At 39.9% G+C, this 18,429-nt stretch carries 17 protein-coding genes; 9 read left to right on the plus strand and 8 right to left on the minus strand.

The features are described 5' to 3' along the window. Positions 1–10: 10 nt before the first annotated feature. From cysD to H5119_RS08090, 6 genes are all read left to right on the plus strand, one after another. Positions 11–910 carry a sulfate adenylyltransferase subunit CysD gene (gene cysD / locus H5119_RS08065; protein ID WP_138586364.1) on the plus strand — a complete coding sequence of 300 codons (900 nt, stop codon included), beginning with the start codon at positions 11–13 and terminating at the stop codon, positions 908–910. Then, positions 910–2,334 (plus strand): sulfate adenylyltransferase subunit CysN, encoded by a 1,425-nt coding sequence (gene cysN / locus H5119_RS08070; protein ID WP_182701856.1) that lies wholly within the window; start codon positions 910–912, stop codon positions 2,332–2,334. Before cysD ends, cysN begins: the two co-directional genes overlap by 1 nt. Positions 2,335–2,364: 30 nt before the next feature. Then, a complete protein-coding gene (locus tag H5119_RS08075) occupies positions 2,365–4,089 on the plus strand; it encodes an SLC13 family permease (protein WP_182701857.1) in 1,725 nt (574 codons plus the stop codon). A 32-nt stretch (positions 4,090–4,121) separates the two neighbouring features. After that, complete coding sequence (gene cysC / locus H5119_RS08080; RefSeq protein ID WP_010555008.1) at positions 4,122–4,715, plus strand: adenylyl-sulfate kinase; 594 nt, start codon at positions 4,122–4,124, stop codon at positions 4,713–4,715. A 9-nt stretch (positions 4,716–4,724) separates the two neighbouring features. Next, positions 4,725–5,495: a 3'(2'),5'-bisphosphate nucleotidase CysQ gene (gene cysQ / locus H5119_RS08085; protein ID WP_182701858.1), complete on the plus strand. Its 771-nt coding sequence runs from the start codon at positions 4,725–4,727 to the stop codon at positions 5,493–5,495. 912 nt (positions 5,496–6,407) lie between these two features. After that, positions 6,408–6,650 carry an ion channel gene (locus H5119_RS08090; protein WP_310741151.1) on the plus strand — a complete coding sequence of 81 codons (243 nt, stop codon included), beginning with the start codon at positions 6,408–6,410 and terminating at the stop codon, positions 6,648–6,650. 179 nt (positions 6,651–6,829) lie between these two features. Here H5119_RS08090 and H5119_RS08095 read toward each other — a convergent pair whose 3' ends face one another. Beyond that, positions 6,830–7,615, minus strand: coding sequence for an FRG domain-containing protein (locus H5119_RS08095; protein ID WP_182701859.1), 786 nt, complete (start codon positions 7,613–7,615; stop codon positions 6,830–6,832). Positions 7,616–8,030: 415 nt separating this feature from the next. Between H5119_RS08095 and H5119_RS08100 the strand changes: the two genes are divergently transcribed. The 3 genes from H5119_RS08100 to H5119_RS08110 all read left to right on the plus strand — a co-directional run bounded on the left by H5119_RS08100 (position 8,031) and on the right by H5119_RS08110 (position 11,109). Further along, complete coding sequence (locus H5119_RS08100; RefSeq protein ID WP_096793893.1) at positions 8,031–8,354, plus strand: helix-turn-helix domain-containing protein; 324 nt, start codon at positions 8,031–8,033, stop codon at positions 8,352–8,354. Between the two features lie 9 nt (positions 8,355–8,363). After that, complete coding sequence (locus H5119_RS08105) at positions 8,364–9,605, plus strand: type II toxin-antitoxin system HipA family toxin (RefSeq protein ID WP_182701860.1); 1,242 nt, start codon at positions 8,364–8,366, stop codon at positions 9,603–9,605. Between the two features lie 220 nt (positions 9,606–9,825). Further along, positions 9,826–11,109, plus strand: coding sequence for an aromatic amino acid transport family protein (locus H5119_RS08110; protein WP_182701861.1), 1,284 nt, complete (start codon positions 9,826–9,828; stop codon positions 11,107–11,109). 65 nt (positions 11,110–11,174) lie between these two features. On the opposite strand, the gene speD is transcribed toward H5119_RS08110, so the two are convergent. The 7 genes from speD to H5119_RS08145 all read right to left on the minus strand — a co-directional run bounded on the left by speD (position 11,175) and on the right by H5119_RS08145 (position 18,404). Continuing rightward, the gene (speD, locus tag H5119_RS08115; RefSeq protein WP_077536731.1) at positions 11,175–11,987 is read right to left on the minus strand and encodes an adenosylmethionine decarboxylase; all 813 of its coding nucleotides are present in this window, start codon (positions 11,985–11,987) and stop codon (positions 11,175–11,177) included. Between the two features lie 88 nt (positions 11,988–12,075). After that, entirely contained in the window at positions 12,076–12,489 is a 414-nt protein-coding gene (locus tag H5119_RS08120) for an OsmC family protein (RefSeq protein ID WP_077536730.1), read from the minus strand. 92 nt (positions 12,490–12,581) lie between these two features. Further along, positions 12,582–12,929, minus strand: a complete 348-nt coding sequence (locus H5119_RS08125) for a DUF3802 family protein (protein ID WP_077536729.1) — start codon at positions 12,927–12,929, stop codon at positions 12,582–12,584. 140 nt (positions 12,930–13,069) lie between these two features. Then, complete coding sequence (gene astD / locus H5119_RS08130) at positions 13,070–14,539, minus strand: succinylglutamate-semialdehyde dehydrogenase (RefSeq protein ID WP_182701884.1); 1,470 nt, start codon at positions 14,537–14,539, stop codon at positions 13,070–13,072. 16 nt (positions 14,540–14,555) lie between these two features. Then, positions 14,556–15,575: an arginine N-succinyltransferase gene (gene astA, locus H5119_RS08135; protein WP_182701862.1), complete on the minus strand. Its 1,020-nt coding sequence runs from the start codon at positions 15,573–15,575 to the stop codon at positions 14,556–14,558. 83 nt (positions 15,576–15,658) lie between these two features. Next, positions 15,659–16,864 (minus strand): aspartate aminotransferase family protein, encoded by a 1,206-nt coding sequence (locus H5119_RS08140; RefSeq protein WP_077536726.1) that lies wholly within the window; start codon positions 16,862–16,864, stop codon positions 15,659–15,661. Positions 16,865–17,243: 379 nt separating this feature from the next. Continuing rightward, on the minus strand, positions 17,244–18,404 hold the full coding sequence (locus H5119_RS08145; protein WP_182701863.1) for an HDOD domain-containing protein: 1,161 nt from the start codon (positions 18,402–18,404) through the stop codon (positions 17,244–17,246). Between the last annotated feature and the right edge of the window lie 25 nt (positions 18,405–18,429).

Raw genomic sequence — 18,429 nt, forward strand, 5'->3', positions numbered from 1 at the left:
ACGACTAACAATGGCTTTAACTCACCTTCAGCAACTAGAAGCTGAAAGTATCAAAATCATGCGCGAAGTCGCCGCTGAGTTTGAGAACCCAGTAATGCTTTACTCTATTGGTAAAGATTCGTCGGTACTTTTGCACTTAGCGCGTAAAGCATTTTACCCTGCAAAAATTCCGTTTCCGTTATTACACGTAGACACCAATTGGAAGTTTCGTGAAATGATTGAGTTTCGCGACCGTATAGCTAAAGAATACGGTTTTGACCTACTGGTACACAAAAATCCAGAAGGCATTGAAATGGGTGTAGGCCCGTTTACGCATGGCTCGGGTAAACATACCGACATAATGAAAACCCAAGGCTTAAAGCAAGCACTTAACAAATATGGTTTTGATGCTGCATTTGGTGGCGCACGCCGCGACGAAGAAAAGTCGCGCGCAAAAGAACGTGTTTACTCGTTCCGCGACAAACACCACCGTTGGGACCCTAAAAACCAACGTCCAGAGCTTTGGAACACCTATAACAGCCAAGTTAATCCGGGCGAAAGCATTCGTGTTTTCCCGTTATCTAACTGGACTGAGCTTGATATTTGGCAATACATTTACCAAGAAAACATCGACATGGTACCACTTTACCTAGCAAAAGAGCGCCCTGTTGTTGATCGCGACGGCACTTTAATTATGGTTGACGATGAGCGTATGCCACTGAATGAAGGTGAAGTACCGCAAATGAAATCTGTACGTTTTCGTACATTAGGCTGCTACCCACTTACCGGTGCAGTTGAATCAACAGCAAGTAACCTAACCGAAATTATTGAAGAAATGCTGCTATCTACGTCATCTGAACGTGAAGGTCGTGTTATTGACCATGATTCAGCCGGCTCAATGGAGAAGAAAAAACGTGAGGGGTATTTTTAATGTCTAGCCAAAATAACGATACATTTAACGAAGTAAAAGAAATAGGCATAGACGCCTACCTAGCACGCCAACAAGATAAAAGCTTATTACGCATGCTTACCTGTGGCAGCGTAGATGACGGTAAATCAACATTGATTGGCCGCCTACTGCACGACAGCCACCAAATTTATGAAGATCAGCTAGCAGCCCTTCATAAAGATAACGAAAAAGTAGGTAATGCAGGTGAAGATCTTGACCTTGCTTTATTAGTTGATGGCCTACAAGCTGAACGTGAGCAAGGCATTACTATTGACGTAGCGTACCGATACTTTTCAACGGCTAAGCGTAAATTTATTATTGCCGACACCCCAGGGCACGAGCAATACACGCGCAACATGGTAACGGGTGCATCAACAAGTGATGTCGCCATTATTTTGGTTGATGCGCGTTACGGCGTGCAAGTACAAACCAAGCGCCACAGCTTTATTTGTGATTCGCTGGGCATTAAGCAATTTGTTGTTGCCGTTAATAAAATGGATATCGTTGATTTTGACGAAACCGTGTATGAAAAAATTAAGGCCGATTACCTTAAATTTGCTGAGCAACTTAACGTATCAAACATTAAGTTTGTGCCTATGTCGGCGCTTAAAGGCGACAACGTAGTAACGCGCTCTGCGCATACTCCATATTACACCGACAAGCCGCTACTTGAATTACTAGAAGATTCACCAGCAGCCGAAACAGATACAGGCTTTGAAGCGCGCCTACCAGTGCAATATGTAGTGCGTCCTAACTTAAACTTCCGTGGTTTTCAGGGCACACTTACATCGGGCAAGATACACGTAGGCGATGCTATAAAAGTATTACCGTCGGGTAAAACATCAAGCATTAAAGAAATTGTTACCTTTGATGGCAACCTAGATAGCGCACAAGCGGGCCAAGCAATTACCGTTACCCTAAATAACGAAATTGATATTAGCCGAGGCGACGTAATAGTACCTGCAAACTCAACGGCTGTTGTTACTAACCAGCTGCAAGCTAAAATTGTCTGGATGCATGAGTCACCATTAGTATTAGGTAAAAGTTATAACCTAAAACTAGGCAGCAAAAACACCTCAGCTATTGTTAAAAAGATTGATTACACGATTGATGTGAACACGCTTGAACACGGCACTAGTGACTCACTACAGTTAAACGAAATTGCGATTGTAACGCTTGAACTAACCGAAACTATTTTGGCAGACGAGTACCACTGCAATCACGAAACAGGCTCGTTTATCCTAATCGATCACTTATCAAACCTAACGGTTGCTGCCGGCATGATTGAACAAGTACTGCAAAGCCAAGTACAGCAAAGTAACTTTAGCGAATTTGAAGTTGAATTTAACAGCTTAGTACGCAAGCACTTTCCACATTGGCAAGCGCTTGATATATCAAAGCTGTAAGTACAAAATGTCTGTTAGGAATTTAAAAGCATGGTAGAACAGCTCGTTTTAACAGGCATTATGCTTACCTTAGTTGGGTGCCTATTTGGCACCCGTATTAATCCTGCATGGTTATTTGTAAGTGCCATTGGTACTAGTTATTTAACCGGATTAATTGATCTTGAAAACATGTTAGTTAACTACGCTAACCCGTCGCTTATCACCTTGGTACTATTGGTGTTAGTGTCGACCGCAATAGAAAAAACCACGCTAATTCAAAAGTTAGCGCAATCGCTATCTAAAGGTAGTTTAGTAAAATCGGTAACAAAATTGGGGTTATCAACCGCCTTTTTATCGTCGTTTACTAACAATACTGCCGTTGTTGCATCGCTTATTACTGCGATAAAAGACAACCCTAATCACTCCCCTTCAAAGCTATTATTACCGCTGTCGTACACTGCTATTTTGGGCGGAACTATTACGCTTATTGGTACATCAACTAACTTAATCGTCAATGGCTTTGCAGTAGATGCGGGCATGGAACCGCTGGGCTTTTTTGATTTTACCTTAGTCGGTTTAGGTGCGCTAAGCGTAGGCCTAATTACCATTTTAGTAATGCTTAAATACTTACCCGACAATGGTAAAAGCGACCAAGAAGTCGTGCCTTTTTACCTAGAAGGTAAAGTACAAGCAAGCTCAAAATTAATAGGCCAAACCGTAGAAGAAAACGGCCTGCGTGATTTAAAAGACTTATTCCTCGCGGAAATCATTCGCGATGGAAGCCGAATTTGCGCAGTCACCCCGCAGCAGATTATTCAAAAAGATGACGTGCTGCTGTTTGTAGGTGACATAAAATCAGTGCCATTACTTACCCGTTTCGACGGTTTAAAAGTAGTACACGAGAATCATCAAAAAGACATAGAACACTTAGTAGAAGTAGTTGTAAGTCAGTCATCAAAATTTATTGGCAAAACCGTAAAAGAAGCCCGCTTTAGAGAGCAGTTTCATGCAGCCGTTATTGCTATTCGCCGTGGGCACGACCGCTTACAAGGCGGCCTTGGGCAAGTGCAATTACAAGCTGGCGACTCACTAATACTCGCACCAGGCAAAAACTTTTACAGCTTGCCTAATTTAAAGCGCGAGTTTGTGTATATTTCAGGGTTTGACTTACAAGCCCACCTTGCGCCTAAACAATCAAACATTGTGTTACTAAGCTTTGCCGCAGTACTGGGTTTAAGCATTATTGGCATAGTGCCGCTGGTTAAAGGCTTATTAGTATTACTGATTGGCTTAATGCTCAGTGGCACCATAAAACTTAACGAAGTAAAACGCCGTTTTCCTATCGAGTTATTAGTGGTAGTAGGTAGTGCCATTGGCCTTGCCAAGTTAATGATAGGCACCGGGCTTGCCGGGCAAATATCCGACGCCATGTTTATGGTACTTGGCGACTTTGGCCCTTACGGCGCATTTATAGCTATATTTTTAATGACCGTATTATTTACCGAGCTTATTACTAATAACGCAGCAGCTGCCTTGTCGTTCCCTGTTGCTTACTCGCTCGCAGTTGGTTTTAATGTAGACCCGCTACCGTTTATTATGGCGGTTGCCTTTGGCGCATCAGCCAGCTTTATATCGCCATTTGGATATCAAACTAATCTAATGGTTTATAGCGCGGGTAACTATCACTTAAAAGATTACATAGTGATGGGCTTACCCCTTTCTATTATTTATTCAATCACGGTATTAACCTTGATCCCGCTGGTATTTCCGTTTTAATACCTACGCTCACAGCATAAGAGACTCTCACTATGGATGAAAATATAGTTTGGCATAACTACGCAACGACAAAAGCACAGCGTAGCGAGCAAAAAAAACATAAGCCCGCTATTTTATGGTTTACCGGCTTTTCAGGATCTGGCAAAAGCACCGTAGCAAACGCACTAGAAGCCGCGCTTAATCAGCAAGGTACGCACACTTACCTACTCGATGGCGACAACGTACGCCACGGTTTATGTAAAGATCTAGGCTTTAGCGACGAAGACCGCATTGAAAACATACGCCGCGTAGGCGAAACCGCTAAACTAATGACCGACGCTGGCTTGTTAGTACTTACTGCGTTTATATCGCCTTTTAGAGCAGAACGCGACATGGTGCGCAGCTTAGTAGATGACGGCGAATTTATCGAAGTCTTTATCGATACCCCACTGGATGTATGCGAAAGCCGCGATCCAAAAGGCTTATACAAAAAAGCCCGCGCTGGAGAGATAAAACACTTCACTGGTATCGATTCAAGCTACGAAGTACCAAATAATCCAGAAATAATTTTAGATACAAGTAAAAACACCCTAGACCAATCGGTTACACAACTGATAACGTATCTAAAACAAAAGCACATAATATAGGTTAACCCCATGAATCAAACCGAACTGCTAGAAGAAACCCTCATCCTTGCCCGCAAAGCAGGCCAAGCGATAATGGGCATTTACGAAAAGGATTTTAACGTTGAGTACAAAGCCGATGAAAGCCCCGTAACCGACGCCGATTTAGCAGCTCATAAACTGATTGTGGCAGGGCTTCAACAGCTCACACCTGATATTCCAATACTTAGTGAAGAAAATGCCGACATAAGCTGGGATGTACGCCAAACGTGGAAAAGCTACTGGTTAGTTGACCCAATCGACGGCACTAAAGAATTTATTAAAAAGAACGGTGAATTTACAGTAAACATCGCCCTAATTAAAAACGGCATTCCTATTTTAGCCGTAGTTGATGCACCTGCCCTTGGCGTATCGTACTTAGCCGCCGAAGCCATTGGCGCATTTAAAGATAAAGGCGATGAGCGAATTGAGCTTAAAGTTACCACCAAACCTAACAAAGGATTAATTCGTGTTGTAGGCAGCCGCTCTCATCCATCACCCGATTTAGCCGAGTTTGTAAAACGCTTTGACGAGGTTGAAATGGTGTCAAAAGGCAGCTCACTAAAACTGTGTTTAGTCGCCGAAGGCAGTGCTGATATTTACCCACGCTTGGGCCCAACCTGCGAATGGGATACCGGAGCTGGCCATGCAATCGCACAAATAGCCGGTGCAAAAGTCACTAAGCTTGATGGCAGCCCACTTATTTATAACACCAAAGATGAATACTTAAACCCGTATTTTATTGTGAGTGCGATAGAAGAGTAAGAGCCTAGAGCTGCTCTATAACAATTTAAACACCGTAGGTTGGGTTGAGTGAAACGAAACCCAACTTATATATTCATAAACCGTAGATCTAAAGCGGCAAGTTTAAAGATCCAAACACCTTAATAAGGGGGAGCTTTTACCAAATAAACCTCATTCAGAGTTTAATTTAAAAAATCCCACTAGGGCGCATAACTATTCACTACGTAAAAGATGCCTTCTCGTTTAAATCACTAGTTTAAATACAGTACTTACGCTACTTTATAATTTATTTAGGAAAACTCTGATTAAGGTAGGGAAACATGAATTTTTATGAAAAATCTAAAGGTTTTGTATACAATAATAAAGCTTTATCCAGCTGGTACTTTCTTACACTACTCATAACTATACTAAGCATTATTGCGTTTTCTTACGTGCAACTAACAGCCTTGATATGCCTTATTTCCTTATTTCCTTATTTCCTTATTCATAGTACTGTGTTTTAGCTCATCTATAATATTCATACGAACATTAGCTAGAACTAAAAAATTCAATATTAAAAACTGCCAACAAAGAAATTTGATTGCAAAAAAGAAGAAAAAAATCGACGAAAAGCTTAGAAAAGTTACCCTCTCAGAGGAATTAAGTGAAATAGTAGGAGATCTTCAGCCACTCCTAAAAAGTAGCATCTATCAATTTGAGACTGCTATAAAAACGAATATCAAATACTCACTCCTTATTCTATATCTAATTTTGTCTTATTGATAGTTATACCAATTCCAATAAATAGCTGATCCATTTTACTTGCTAAAACAACCCATTTCTTTTTTGTAAATTTCGCAAAGGGAACAACCATTTATATCAATTTACGCCTAGAACTGAATTATTTTTTCGGCGTAAAATTTAGATCACATACTTAATGGAATTGGTATTAATATTCTTCTATTCACCGCACTTTACTCTTTGATATTTAATGAACTAAATTGCCCAAAACAGTTCATAGATACCCTATATTTTAGCTTGGTAACTTTTACAACTCTTGGGTATGGGGAAATTACAATCTCTGATAACTTTTTTAGGTTATTCTCTGCGCTACAAGCCCTAACAGGCCTAATTTTAACAGCATCCTTTACTGGTATCATTTTCTTCTTTTTTGATAATAGCAATGATGGGACTTGATAGCTTAGCCAGTACATCAATACCTGAGAAGCACTTTAGCATTGCTAAAAGCCGTACCCAAGCTCACAAATCTCCGTAAGATGTTGATTTAATTACTTATGATTACATCTCTGTTTTTCACTCAATACATAGATAATCATAAGGACATGCATTTACACAAGGAGCGATAAATACTCAGCTTAATTTTCGACTCCGATTTTTCTTTTTCTGACAATTCTTTGAGATAAAGAATTTAAATCTTGGTATATGTCATCTTCATTTATTTCCATTTTATGAAGAGTCTTTCTGATATTTGTTGCCGCATTCTCATCAAATACAAATTTTACCAATTCACTACCTAGACCATTAGATAACATAATATCTTCAATGCCTTGGGGATCACTTCCATGGATAGTAAAGCACCCCTTTTGTGCATGAACTCGCTTGTTAGTAAAAGGCATTCGAACTGCTATAGGTTTAACCTCAAATTTAGAGTTATCACCTTCTTCTCTTCTCAACGGACTAGGCAAGTACTTTTCCCCAGCACTGCTGGCTTTTCCAATTGCAGTTGGAATTACACGACGCTTGAGAAAGTTTAGCTTATTGAGCATGCCTGTTGTCATCCCCCAAACAACTCTGTCTATGGAATTACCATCTCGATCATGACTAGCTTCGCCATCTAATGCAAAATACAATGCAACAATCATTGAAGTTGACCAATCAAGTAATCTTGTAGGGAAGCCGTAATGCTGCATTAGACTATAAAGTTCAAACGAATTTTCGATTTTTGTATGATAATTCTGGTATGCAGCCATAAAGTCTAAAACAGCACTAATTTCCTTATCTCCTCCCAGCCCATACCTTACAGATCCTGGTATTAAAGAAAATGATTTATTAGTTACTCCTCTAAACCACATTTCTTTTTCTCTTTCCGTGATTTCATTAACGTAGTTCTCAAAAGAGGTAACTCGTATTTCTTGTATCATATATATCCCATTGAATTGCACTGCAGCAACTTTATCAAAAGCACTTCCCCTCTTTTCACGGAAAAATGCCCTTATTTAATATAGCTCTATTAATAACAAACCATGTAAGTTATTACTAATTATAAGTATTATATTTGAGTAGACTGTTCATTATGAAAACCGCCCATCTTGGCCTCGCAACTTGCATGGCACTGTGATGCATTGGGTTGGGTTTCGCTTCGCTCTACCCAACCTACGTTTTTAATTAAAATGAAACTATAAATTCAATAAAACCTAATTTATGAAATTATTATTTCATAGATTGAGCTTTAAGAATCAATTACTATTTGGGATATTAGTTATTCAATTATTTGACTAATCACAAAAATGAAACTATATTTTCACTTAACGTTATTAAGTGAAAGCATAGTTTCATATGAATAAAAGCGATAGCCATTCATTAGTTAAGCGTGGAGCCACTGTATTCCCGCGTAACCTTAAAATACTCCACAACTTGGGTGAAAATATTTTACTCGCAATGAAACGACGCGGGATCACCCAAGAAGTGATGTTCAATAGGACGGGAATTTCTAAGCCAACACTTCGCAAAATAACTAAAGGCGATCCTTCCGTGTCTATTGGGCATTACGTAAATGTTCTTGCCGTTTTAAATCTTCTCGAAGACTTGAGCAAAGTAGCACTTGATGATGAATTAGGTAGAAAGCTGCAAGACATTGAGCTTTTAAATAAAAAACGATAGAGGTTACCAATGGAAATTTTTGTTTACGCCGATTGGCTTATTACTGAAAAACCTTTATTTGTGGGAACACTAAGATCGTCGGTTATTCGCGGTAAAGAGCATTTTAGCTTTAGTTATGACAAAGATTGGCTCGTCTCTAAATTTGCACTTCAAATAGATCCAACATTACAATTATATGTTGGAGAGCAGCATGCTACTGATGACAAAAATTTCAAAGTATTTTTAGATTCGTGTCCTGATCGATGGGGTCGCTTATTAATGCAGCGCAGAGAAGCCGTTATTGCGCGTAACGAAGGGCGCAAAGCAAATGCACTATTTGAAACGCATTATTTATTAGGAGTTCATGACTCTTTCAGGATGGGGGCTTTAAGATTTTGTACTGCTCGTGATGGCAATTTCCTTGATGATAATGAAGACTTTTCCACACCAGCCATAACCTCGCTGCCAGAACTTGAAAAAGCAGCTAAAGGTATTGAAAGTAAACCTGACTTTGAAAATCCTGATTATTTAAAATGGCTGAACATGCTCATCTCACCGGGCTCTTCACTTGGTGGCGCAAGACCAAAAGCATCTGTGAAAGATATTGACGGCTCTTTGTGGCTAGCTAAATTTCCTAGTCGTTATGATGAATATGATATTGGCCTATGGGAGTATATAGTTCACAAAATGGCGCTAAATGCTGGAATTAATATGTCTGAATGCAAGGTGCAGACTGTTGGCTCTGATCATCATATTTTTCTTACTAAGCGATTCGATCGGCTAGAAGGTGGACATAGACTGCTATTCACTTCTGCTATGACACAGCTAAAGTACTTTGATGGCAACGACGACGGAGCTAGTTACCTTGAGTTAGCTGAATTTTTAATTGAAAATGGCTCTAATACTCAAGAAGATTTAAAACAGCTTTGGACGCGTATGTTATTTAATATCATGGTTTCAAATAGTGATGATCACTTGCGTAATCATGGCTTTATTTTTGATACTACAGGTTGGCGTTTATCTCCCGCTTACGATATTAACTCTACTCAAAACGCTACGGGATTACATCTAAATATTGATGACAAAGACAATGCTTTAGAAATAGATCTAGCGTTTGATGTTGCACACTACTTTCAACTTAATGTTAAAACTGCTAACGAAATCTATACGCAGGTTAAAAATGCGGTTCAAAAATGGAATGAACTAGCAAAAAATCTCGGCATTTCGCAAGGCGAGCGAGACCTAATGAAAGACTGCTTTATTATTCAATAAATCAAATTAGAGTCATATTTAGGGTTATTATTTTTTAGGGGATTGCCTAACCAACGCCCTTATCGCTCACTTTTACACCGCTGTTTCGTATTCATGACACTTACCTTCCAATTGGGTCTAATTAATTAGTCTACAGATCCCCGCAAAACATGAAATTTTTAGCTAAAAACTATATTCTTGCGCGCAATTATTATTTTAAATAATGGATGAGCACACACATATGACCACATCTCAAGATGCAACGCTTTCAAATGCATCAACAAACACACATACAAGTTCAGCTAATACAAAAAAATCTAAATGGAATCTGCATGACACACAATGGACGCTAAGTCTATTTGGCACGGCCGTTGGTGCGGGTATTTTATTTTTACCTATTAATATTGGCATTGGCGGTTTTTGGCCATTAATTATTATGGCGTGCTTAGCATTCCCTATGACCTTTTGTGCCCACCGTGGCTTAGCACGTTTTGTGCTTTCGTCGAAAAATAAAGATGCCGATTTTACCGATGTAGTTGAAGAGCACTTTGGTGTGACTGCAGGTCGGTTAATTTCCTTGTTGTACTTTTTATCTATATTCCCAATTTTGCTTATTTACGGTGTAGGCTTAACCAATACTGTGGATAGCTTTATGGTTAATCAAATGGGAATGGAGTCACCTTCTCGCGTATTGCTTTCGGGCGTATTAGTTGCGGGTATGATTAGCTTAATGATGGGTGGCGAGCGTTTAATGCTGCGTGCTTTTGCTATTTTAGTTTACCCGCTTGTGGGTATATTGTTGTTTTTATCGCTTTATTTAATCCCAAGCTGGCAAATGCCTGATATGAGCATGCCTGAAATGGGCAGCTTTGGTAAAACGTTGTGGTTATCGATTCCTATTATTGTGTTTTCGTTTAGCCATGCAGCGGCTATCTCAAGCTTTGTAAATGTGCAACGCGGTCATTACGGCGAACAAGCTACACGTAAGTCTGAGGCGATTTTAAAGCGCACTAGCTTGCTACTTATTACCTTTGTCCTATTGTTTGTGTTTTCATGCGTGTTGTCGCTTACAGGCGAGCAAATGGCAGCAGCTAAAGCGGCTAACGTGTCGGTTTTATCGTACCTTGCTAACATCACTGATAACTCGTTTATTGCCACGCTTGGGCCGCTTGTTGCTTTTATTGCTATTACGTCGTCGTTTTTGGGTCACTTTTTAGGAGCACGCGAAAGCTTTACGGGTTTAGTGACTAAACAAACACCATTAAGCGCTGGCGTTGCCGATAAAATTGGTGTGTTAATTATGTTTTTAGCTATTTGGTTTTGCGCTGTTAAAAACCCAAGTATTTTAGACATGATGGATCAACTATCGGGCCCAATCATTGCGATGATTTTATTCATTATGCCAATGATTGCTGTTTATAAAGTGCCTGCACTTCATAAATACCGTAATCGTTTAAGCACGCTATTTATATTGGCAGTTGGCTCACTTGCTGTGTTTGCACTTTTATACAGTATGCTTAAATAAACACTTATTTAAGGCACAAAAAAATGGCGCTCACTGAGCGCCATTTTTAATTTAATTCGTTGCGATTATTCTGTTTCTGGCAGATTACGGCCATAGAATATTTCTTGCATTTCACGAGTCAGTTTAGAGCGAATCTCTTCTTCTTCGTCATCTGATAATTCATCAGTTGAAAGACCAAATAAATAGGTGTTTAAATCGGTTTCTTTTAACATCATTTTGGTATGGAACAGATTTTCTTGATACACGTTCACGTCCATCATTTGGTACGCTTCTTTGGTATCTTCTGTCATGAAGTTTTGAATCGAGTTAATTGCATGATCAATGTAGTGTTTAACACCGTTAATATCGCGGGTAAAACCACGTACACGGTAGTCAATGGTTACTACGTCTGACTCAAGACTATGAATTAAGAAGTTTAACGCTTTAAGTGGCGATATAATGCCACAGGTTGATACTTCAATATCAGCACGGAATGTACAAATACCATCATCAGGGTGAGCTTCTGGGTATGTGTGTACACAAATGTGGCTTTTATCTAAGTGCGCAACAACTGAATCAGGTAATGGGCCTGGTGCTTCGTCAGCATCGTAATTTTGCTGCTCTTCTACTGGCTCTTCTGAAACCAAAATAGTAACACTCGCACCTTGCGGTTCATAATCTTGGCGAGCTACATTTAAAATGTTAGCACCAATGATATCAACAACCTCACCTAAAATGTCGGTTAGTCTATCTGCACTGTACTGCTCATCGATATATTCAATATATTCTTTACGTTGTTGCTCGGTCTTTGCGTAGCAAATGTCGTAAATACTAAAGCTTAAACTTTTGGTTAAATTGTTAAAGCCATGAAGTTTAAGTTTATCGAAGGGTTTGTTCATAATAAACCAACCTATAAATTAGTGAAATCTGCACCTGCAGAATGAAAAGTTCGCGGATTTTATACGAATTTTCCTCATGGAAAAAGCGTTATTTTCCTTGATCTTGCACAACTTCGTGGCTATGCGTAATTTCTACTGTTTTATCAAGCATTAATGCAACAGAACAATACTTTTCAGCAGAGAGCGAAACGGCGCGAGCTAGGTGCTTTTCAGACACATTATTGCCTTTAACAACAAAGTGTAGGTTGATTTTAGTGAATACGCGGGGGGCTGTTTCGGCACGCTCTGCGCTAAGCTGAACTTGCACGTCTGAAAAATCTTGTTTCGCTTTTTTTAAAATACTGACCACGTCAACTGATGAACAACAGCCGACTGACATTAAAACCATTTCCATTGGGCTTGGTGCTGCGCTATCGCTACCTGCATCAAAAACAATATTATGATTAGAATTAGAACGACCAATAAACGTGTCGCCTTCAACCCATTTTACATTTGCTTGCATGTGCTTATCTCAAAAAAAATATTTTCTCGATTGTAAGCAACTTAGCCGCAGTTGCAAATGAAATTGCGTTACGCGGCTATATAAGCAATTGATTAGTACTGTTGCGAAACTGCGCTGTCGAATAAGTTTTTAACTAAACCAGCAAATTCATCTATAAAGGCGTGCTGTTCGACTGTGACAGGCTGTGAGGTGATACTACTGAGGACTTCTTCTAAATCGTAAACTATGCCGTCAACTTCGCGTACAATTAAGCTACGCTGCTCTGTATTAAGCTCTTTGTGTTGCTCGCAAATACGCATCACGTTTTCGGCAATCACATCTTCGATTAATTCCATTACCGTTGGAGCACCTGGTTTTATTTCGCCTGGCTTCTCAAACAACGCTAAATTTTGAGTTAGATACATGATCAGATCATCGTACCCTTGCCTATCTAAAACCATTTTTTACACCACCATAAAATAATTAATTGCCATGATTTAAGCAGAAAGCAATTCAAATTACTAGCTTTGCAAGACCGCAATACTTATAAAAGCAGCCAAAGCTGCTTTTATACGTAAAAAGTATCAAAATAAATTGCTACTTAATCTATTTTTAAACCTGGGCTTAATGTTGCTGGCATTGCTACTTTTTCAAGTTCAACTGACGCAACAGGGTATGCACAGTAATCGGCAGCGTAATACGCGCTTGCTCTGTGATTACCTGATGCGCCGATACCACCAAATGGTGCTGCGCTTGATGCGCCAGTGATTGGACGGTTCCAGTTAACAATACCTGCGCGAATACGACGTAAGAAATGATCGTAATCGGCTTCGTTGTCACTTAATAAACCAGCTGACAAACCAAACGTTGTATCGTTTGCTTTATCAATTGCTTGGTCAAAGTCGTCAAAGCGGAATACTTTTAATAACGGGCCAAAGTGTTCTTCATCTGGGAAATCACTAATATTTGTACACTCAATAATACCTGGTGTTACAAAGCCTGTGTTAGCTGTGTGCTCAAGCTCTACAAGTACTTGACCGCCAAGCTCAACTAGCTCGTTTTGCGCCTTAACCATGCCAGCTGCTGCCGTAGATGAGATCATAGAGCCCATAAATGGCTGGTCTGCATCGTCATAGTTACCTACTTTAATCGCTTTGGTGGCTGTAATTAAACGCTCTAAAATCACATCGCCTTTGCTACCTGTTGGTAAAAACAATTTACGTGCACAGGTACAACGTTGACCACTTGAGATAAACGCAGATTGAATAATATCGTGAACAACCGCTTTAGTATCTTCAACATCGGTAATAATAAGTGGATTATTACCACCCATTTCTAGCGCTAAAATTTTACCTGGTTGGCCTGCAAACTGTTCATGTAAAATATGACCCGTACGCGAAGAACCTGTAAAGAATAAGCCATCAATCCCTTTGTGAGCAGCAAGGGCTTTGCCCGTTTCTACTTCACCTTGAACAAGGTTAATTACACCTGCTGGTAAACCTGCTTTTTCCCAAAGTTTAAGCGTAAGCTCGGCTACTTTAGGTGTTAATTCAGACGGTTTAAATACAACCGTGTTACCCGCTAAAAGCGCAGGCACAATGTGACCATTGGGTAAGTGACCCGGAAAGTTATACGGACCGAATACTGCAACAACGCCATGTGGCTTATGACGGATCATTGCACGCCCTAGCGGCATTGCATTTTCTACGTCGCCTGTGCGCTCTAAAAATGCTTTTTCAGAAATGGCAATTTTACCAACCATAGCACCCGCTTCTGTGCGAGTTTCCCATAGTGGCTTACCTGTTTCTTGTGCGATAGTAACAGCGAGCTCTTCGCTGCTTTCTTTTAATTGTGCTGCAAATGCTTTAACTATTTCTAAACGTTCGCTAAAGCTTTTATCAGCCCATGCATAAAATGCTTCGCGCGCGGCATTAACGGCGTTATCTACTTGCGCCGCTGTTGCTGAAGATGCCTGCCAAATAATGTCGTTATTTGCAGGGTTTACTGAATTAAATTCTGTGCCTTGGCCTTGTGACCATTGACCATTAATAAATTGTGCAGGATGAGCCATCATACTTTCTCCTAAATTAAATCGTGGTTGCGTTAATTATATCGCCCGCTTGTAGATGCAATGCATCAGCTATTGCTTGCGATAAAACAATACTTTTCACTCGACTATCAAACGACATAGGTGTAACTGTGGCTCTAAAGCCTTCGAGTTTTTCGTTCGCTAATAGCACCATTGTATCGCCTGCTGCCATTTCACCAATTTCAACAGTAAAACTGTTGGCATTGCGAATGGTGGCAATATTATCAACTTTTGCTTCAACCGTTGGACCAGCATCAAAAATGTCTACGTAACCATTAAATGTAAAGCCTTCACTTTTTAATAGCTCAATTGCTGGACGCGTATTGTCGTGCACTTGCCCGATAACAGCTTGCGCATCTTTACTTAGCAAGTTTACGTAAATTGGGTATTTAGGCATGAGTTCAGCAATAAAAACTTTTTGACCAATACCGGTAAGGTAATCGGCTGTTGGAAAGTCCATTGAGAAAAAGTGCTCTTCTAGCCACTGCCAAAAAGGACTGCTGCCATCTTCGTCAGACACACCGCGCATTTCTGCGATAACGGTTTGCGCAAAACGTGCTTGGTGCTGTTTTATAAACATAAAACGCGCTTTAGACAGTAATTTACCGTTACAGTTTTTACGATACGCTTCTTTTAAAAATAATGTACATAATTCTGTAGCCCCTGTGTAGTCGTTACACAGAGTCAAAATATCGACCGCTTTATATACATCTAATGTACGTGACGAGTGAATTACTTTACTTAAATGGTAATGATAAAACGCATCATCAAGCCCTACCGCAGCTTCAATTGCAGATGTGCCTACAACCTCACCGGTTTCGCTATCTTCAAGAACAAACAGGTAGCCTTCATCACCTGGTTGTGATGTTTGTTTAGCAAATGACTCTACTGAATGGCCTATTTTCTTTTGTAATAGCGCTTCGTTTAATGGCAAAGAGGTAAAACCATGCCCTGATTCGTGGGCAATTTTCAGTAATGCTGAATAATCATTTTGCTGGATTGGGCGAAGGATCATCATGAGTCCGCTTGCTCCCTTATAAATAACGGTAAATAGGAATTGCAGGGCAAGCAATGCTTGCCCTTAATTTGTTGGTTAAGGTATTACCCTTTTACAACGTTGGCTACTGCTTTTTCAAAGCGTGCCATACCTTCACGAATATCCGCTTCAGGAATGACTAACGATGGAGTAAAACGTACTACGTCTGCACCCGCTACTAATGACATAAGACCTTGCTCAGTCCCTGCCACTAAAAACTCTTTTGCACGACCTTTGTATTGCTCGTTTACTACCGCACCAATTAATAAACCTTGGCCGCGAATTTCGCTAAATACATTGTATTTTTCGTTAACCGCAGTCAGTAGTTCGTTAAATAAAGCCGCTTTTGCTTTAACGCCAGCAAGTACCTCTGGTGTATTTACTGTATCAAATGCAGCTTCTGCTACAGCACACGCAAGCGGGTTGCCGCCATAAGTAGAACCATGAGTACCTACTTTAAGGTGCTGTGCAATTTCAGTTGTTGTGATCATAGCGCCAATCGGGAAACCGCCGCCAAGTGCTTTAGCGGTAGTTAAAATATCAGGTACTACGTTTAAGCCTTGGTATGCGTATAAATCGCCAGTACGACCAACACCCGTTTGAACTTCATCAAAAATAAGCAGTGCGTTATGTTTAGTACATAAATCGCGAACGCCTTGAGCAAATTCATCAGTTGGCGAAATAATACCGCCTTCACCTTGTAGTGGTTCCATCATTACGGCACATGTTTTATCACTAATAAGCGCTTCAAAAGCAGCTAGGTCGTTGTAATCACAATGTACAATGTCACCAGGTTTTGGACCAAAGCCATCTGAATATGCCGCTTGGCCGCCAACCGTTACGGTAAAGAAAGTACGACCGTGAAAACCTTTGTTGAATGCAATGATTTGTGATTTTTCTGCGCTGAATTTATCAAGCGCAAAACGACGTGCTAGTTTAAGCGCGGCTTCATTGGCTTCTGCGCCAGAGTTAGCAAAGTAAACTTTTTCAGCAAATGTCGCATCAACCATTTTTTTAGCTAGGCGTAGTGCCGGCTCGTTGGTCATTACATTTGATAGATGCCAGATTTTTTCGCCTTGCTCTTTTAATGCGCCTACTAATGCAGGATGGCAATGGCCAAGACAGTTAACTGCAATACCACCAGCAAAGTCGATAAACTCTCTACCTTGTTGATCCCATACGCGAGAGCCTTCGCCTCGAACAGGGATTACGCTTGAAGGTGCGTAGTTAGGAACCATTACGTGATCAAATAATTCGCGATTGACTGTCATTTTATTTCCTCTTAATTGTGAGCAACACAAAACATCAAAATAGGTGTTTGGTTACTATTTGTAACCAACTTTATAGGCAAGATCAGTAGCCTGATAATTGCGCAAAATTGTTTTGTGGTTCAATTTTCAGACGCACATTATTTCAGAATTACTGATATCTGTCTCGTTAAAAACTTTCATGTATCCCTTGAAAATAAAGGGCTAAAGATATTATTTCATAGATAGTGAATAACTATTTGCATAGCCAATTGCGATCAATTTTAAGTAACTAACCGCATGAGCACTGAAGAGTACACGCTTTAAGCATCTAATTTACGATATAACAATCAAATGAGAATGAATGGTTAGTCGCTAAAAAATTAACAAAAATTTCAATTTTTTAGTCAATTTGAATAGCTAAATTAGTAAAATTACTTGTTTGGAGGGTTTTTAACTCCGTTTTAGTGAACTTAAAGTGCGAAAACCACGCCACTATTTCGTCTGGTTCAATAAGCTGATGCTCTTTTAAGCTTAAATACTGAGAATAACAGCGAGCTTTTAGCATAACCTCAGTTAAAGGCAGCATTGAGTCACCTTTTTCTACTCCACTTACCAATTGCTGCATTACACCTTTAAAGGGTAAATACCTCAGCGCCATTTTTTCAATCACTTTAGCGCTCACTTCTAAAGATTTATTATTAAGTAAAGTGGTTAAAAACAGAGGGTCGGGCTTAAGTTCCAATAACGCAGTGTGTAGATCTTTTTCGTTTTCTTTACGAGCTAGCTGTACTTTACGCTGCCATACTTGCTCAAACGTTTTTAAATATAAACGCGTTAACGCAACACGCCCAATATCTAAAAGCATACCTAGAGTAAATGCATGCACTTCATTCACATCATTCATTTGCGCTATTTTTTGCGCAGCTAGGGCATTGGCCATTACGCTTTCATTGAGCCTACGCTTTAATAATGAAAAGGGTTCTGTGCTGTGCGGCATCCAATGACGTACTGCAAATGTAGGAATGATAAATCGTAAATTTTCAAGGCCAATATAACGAAGCGCTAAAGCAGGGTTATCCACTTTTACTGAGGTATTTTTACTGCGCTGCTTACGATAATAAGGCAAGTTAACAAAAGTTACGAGCTCTCGTCCGAGCCAACTTAGATCATTAATTAATGGCTCTAACCGCCCAATCGACGCCGACTTAACAGCAAGAATATCAAGAATAGTAGCAATACCATCCTCTATCCCTAATGTATTTTCGATGACGGCGTCTATGTCGTTGAGCTGTTTAAAAATAGCCGTTTCGATCGCGTTATGAAGCACTTCACTCGCTTGTGCACGATACTTATGATGAGCTGTACTACCTTGCTGACGCTTATGTTGAGCAGCCACTTCTACTTGCAGTAAAGTGCGCTGTTTCATTGGTTCGCCATAATCAATATCTAACGTATGGATAAAGCCAATTTGTTGATGTGCAAAACTATGGCCAAGCAACAAGTCATGCGCTCGTTGGTTAAGTATTTTTGCAGTACGCTGTTGCGATGCGAGTTCAGTCATAACATCCATTAATTAATAAACATAC

The organism is Pseudoalteromonas sp. SG45-5, assembly GCF_014164085.1.
Taxonomy (GTDB): domain Bacteria; phylum Pseudomonadota; class Gammaproteobacteria; order Enterobacterales; family Alteromonadaceae; genus Pseudoalteromonas; species Pseudoalteromonas aliena.

Excerpts from the sequence above, each read along its gene's own strand:
- astA (WP_182701862.1), bottom strand. The coding sequence starts at position 15,575 with ATGATGATCCTTCGCCCAATCCAGCAAAATGATTATTCAGCATTACTG.
- cysC (WP_010555008.1), top strand. The coding sequence starts at position 4,122 with ATGGATGAAAATATAGTTTGGCATAACTACGCAACGACAAAAGCACAG.
- cysQ (WP_182701858.1), top strand. The coding sequence starts at position 4,725 with ATGAATCAAACCGAACTGCTAGAAGAAACCCTCATCCTTGCCCGCAAA.
- astD (WP_182701884.1), bottom strand. The coding sequence starts at position 14,539 with ATGGCTCATCCTGCACAATTTATTAATGGTCAATGGTCACAAGGCCAA.
- H5119_RS08105 (WP_182701860.1), top strand. The coding sequence starts at position 8,364 with ATGGAAATTTTTGTTTACGCCGATTGGCTTATTACTGAAAAACCTTTA.
- H5119_RS08125 (WP_077536729.1), bottom strand. The coding sequence starts at position 12,929 with ATGGTTTTAGATAGGCAAGGGTACGATGATCTGATCATGTATCTAACT.
- H5119_RS08145 (WP_182701863.1), bottom strand. The coding sequence starts at position 18,404 with ATGACTGAACTCGCATCGCAACAGCGTACTGCAAAAATACTTAACCAA.
- H5119_RS08140 (WP_077536726.1), bottom strand. The coding sequence starts at position 16,864 with ATGACAGTCAATCGCGAATTATTTGATCACGTAATGGTTCCTAACTAC.
- H5119_RS08095 (WP_182701859.1), bottom strand. The coding sequence starts at position 7,615 with ATGATACAAGAAATACGAGTTACCTCTTTTGAGAACTACGTTAATGAA.
- speD (WP_077536731.1), bottom strand. The coding sequence starts at position 11,987 with ATGAACAAACCCTTCGATAAACTTAAACTTCATGGCTTTAACAATTTA.
- cysD (WP_138586364.1), top strand. The coding sequence starts at position 11 with ATGGCTTTAACTCACCTTCAGCAACTAGAAGCTGAAAGTATCAAAATC.
- cysN (WP_182701856.1), top strand. The coding sequence starts at position 910 with ATGTCTAGCCAAAATAACGATACATTTAACGAAGTAAAAGAAATAGGC.
- H5119_RS08110 (WP_182701861.1), top strand. The coding sequence starts at position 9,826 with ATGACCACATCTCAAGATGCAACGCTTTCAAATGCATCAACAAACACA.
- H5119_RS08120 (WP_077536730.1), bottom strand. The coding sequence starts at position 12,489 with ATGCAAGCAAATGTAAAATGGGTTGAAGGCGACACGTTTATTGGTCGT.
- H5119_RS08100 (WP_096793893.1), top strand. The coding sequence starts at position 8,031 with ATGAATAAAAGCGATAGCCATTCATTAGTTAAGCGTGGAGCCACTGTA.
- H5119_RS08075 (WP_182701857.1), top strand. The coding sequence starts at position 2,365 with ATGGTAGAACAGCTCGTTTTAACAGGCATTATGCTTACCTTAGTTGGG.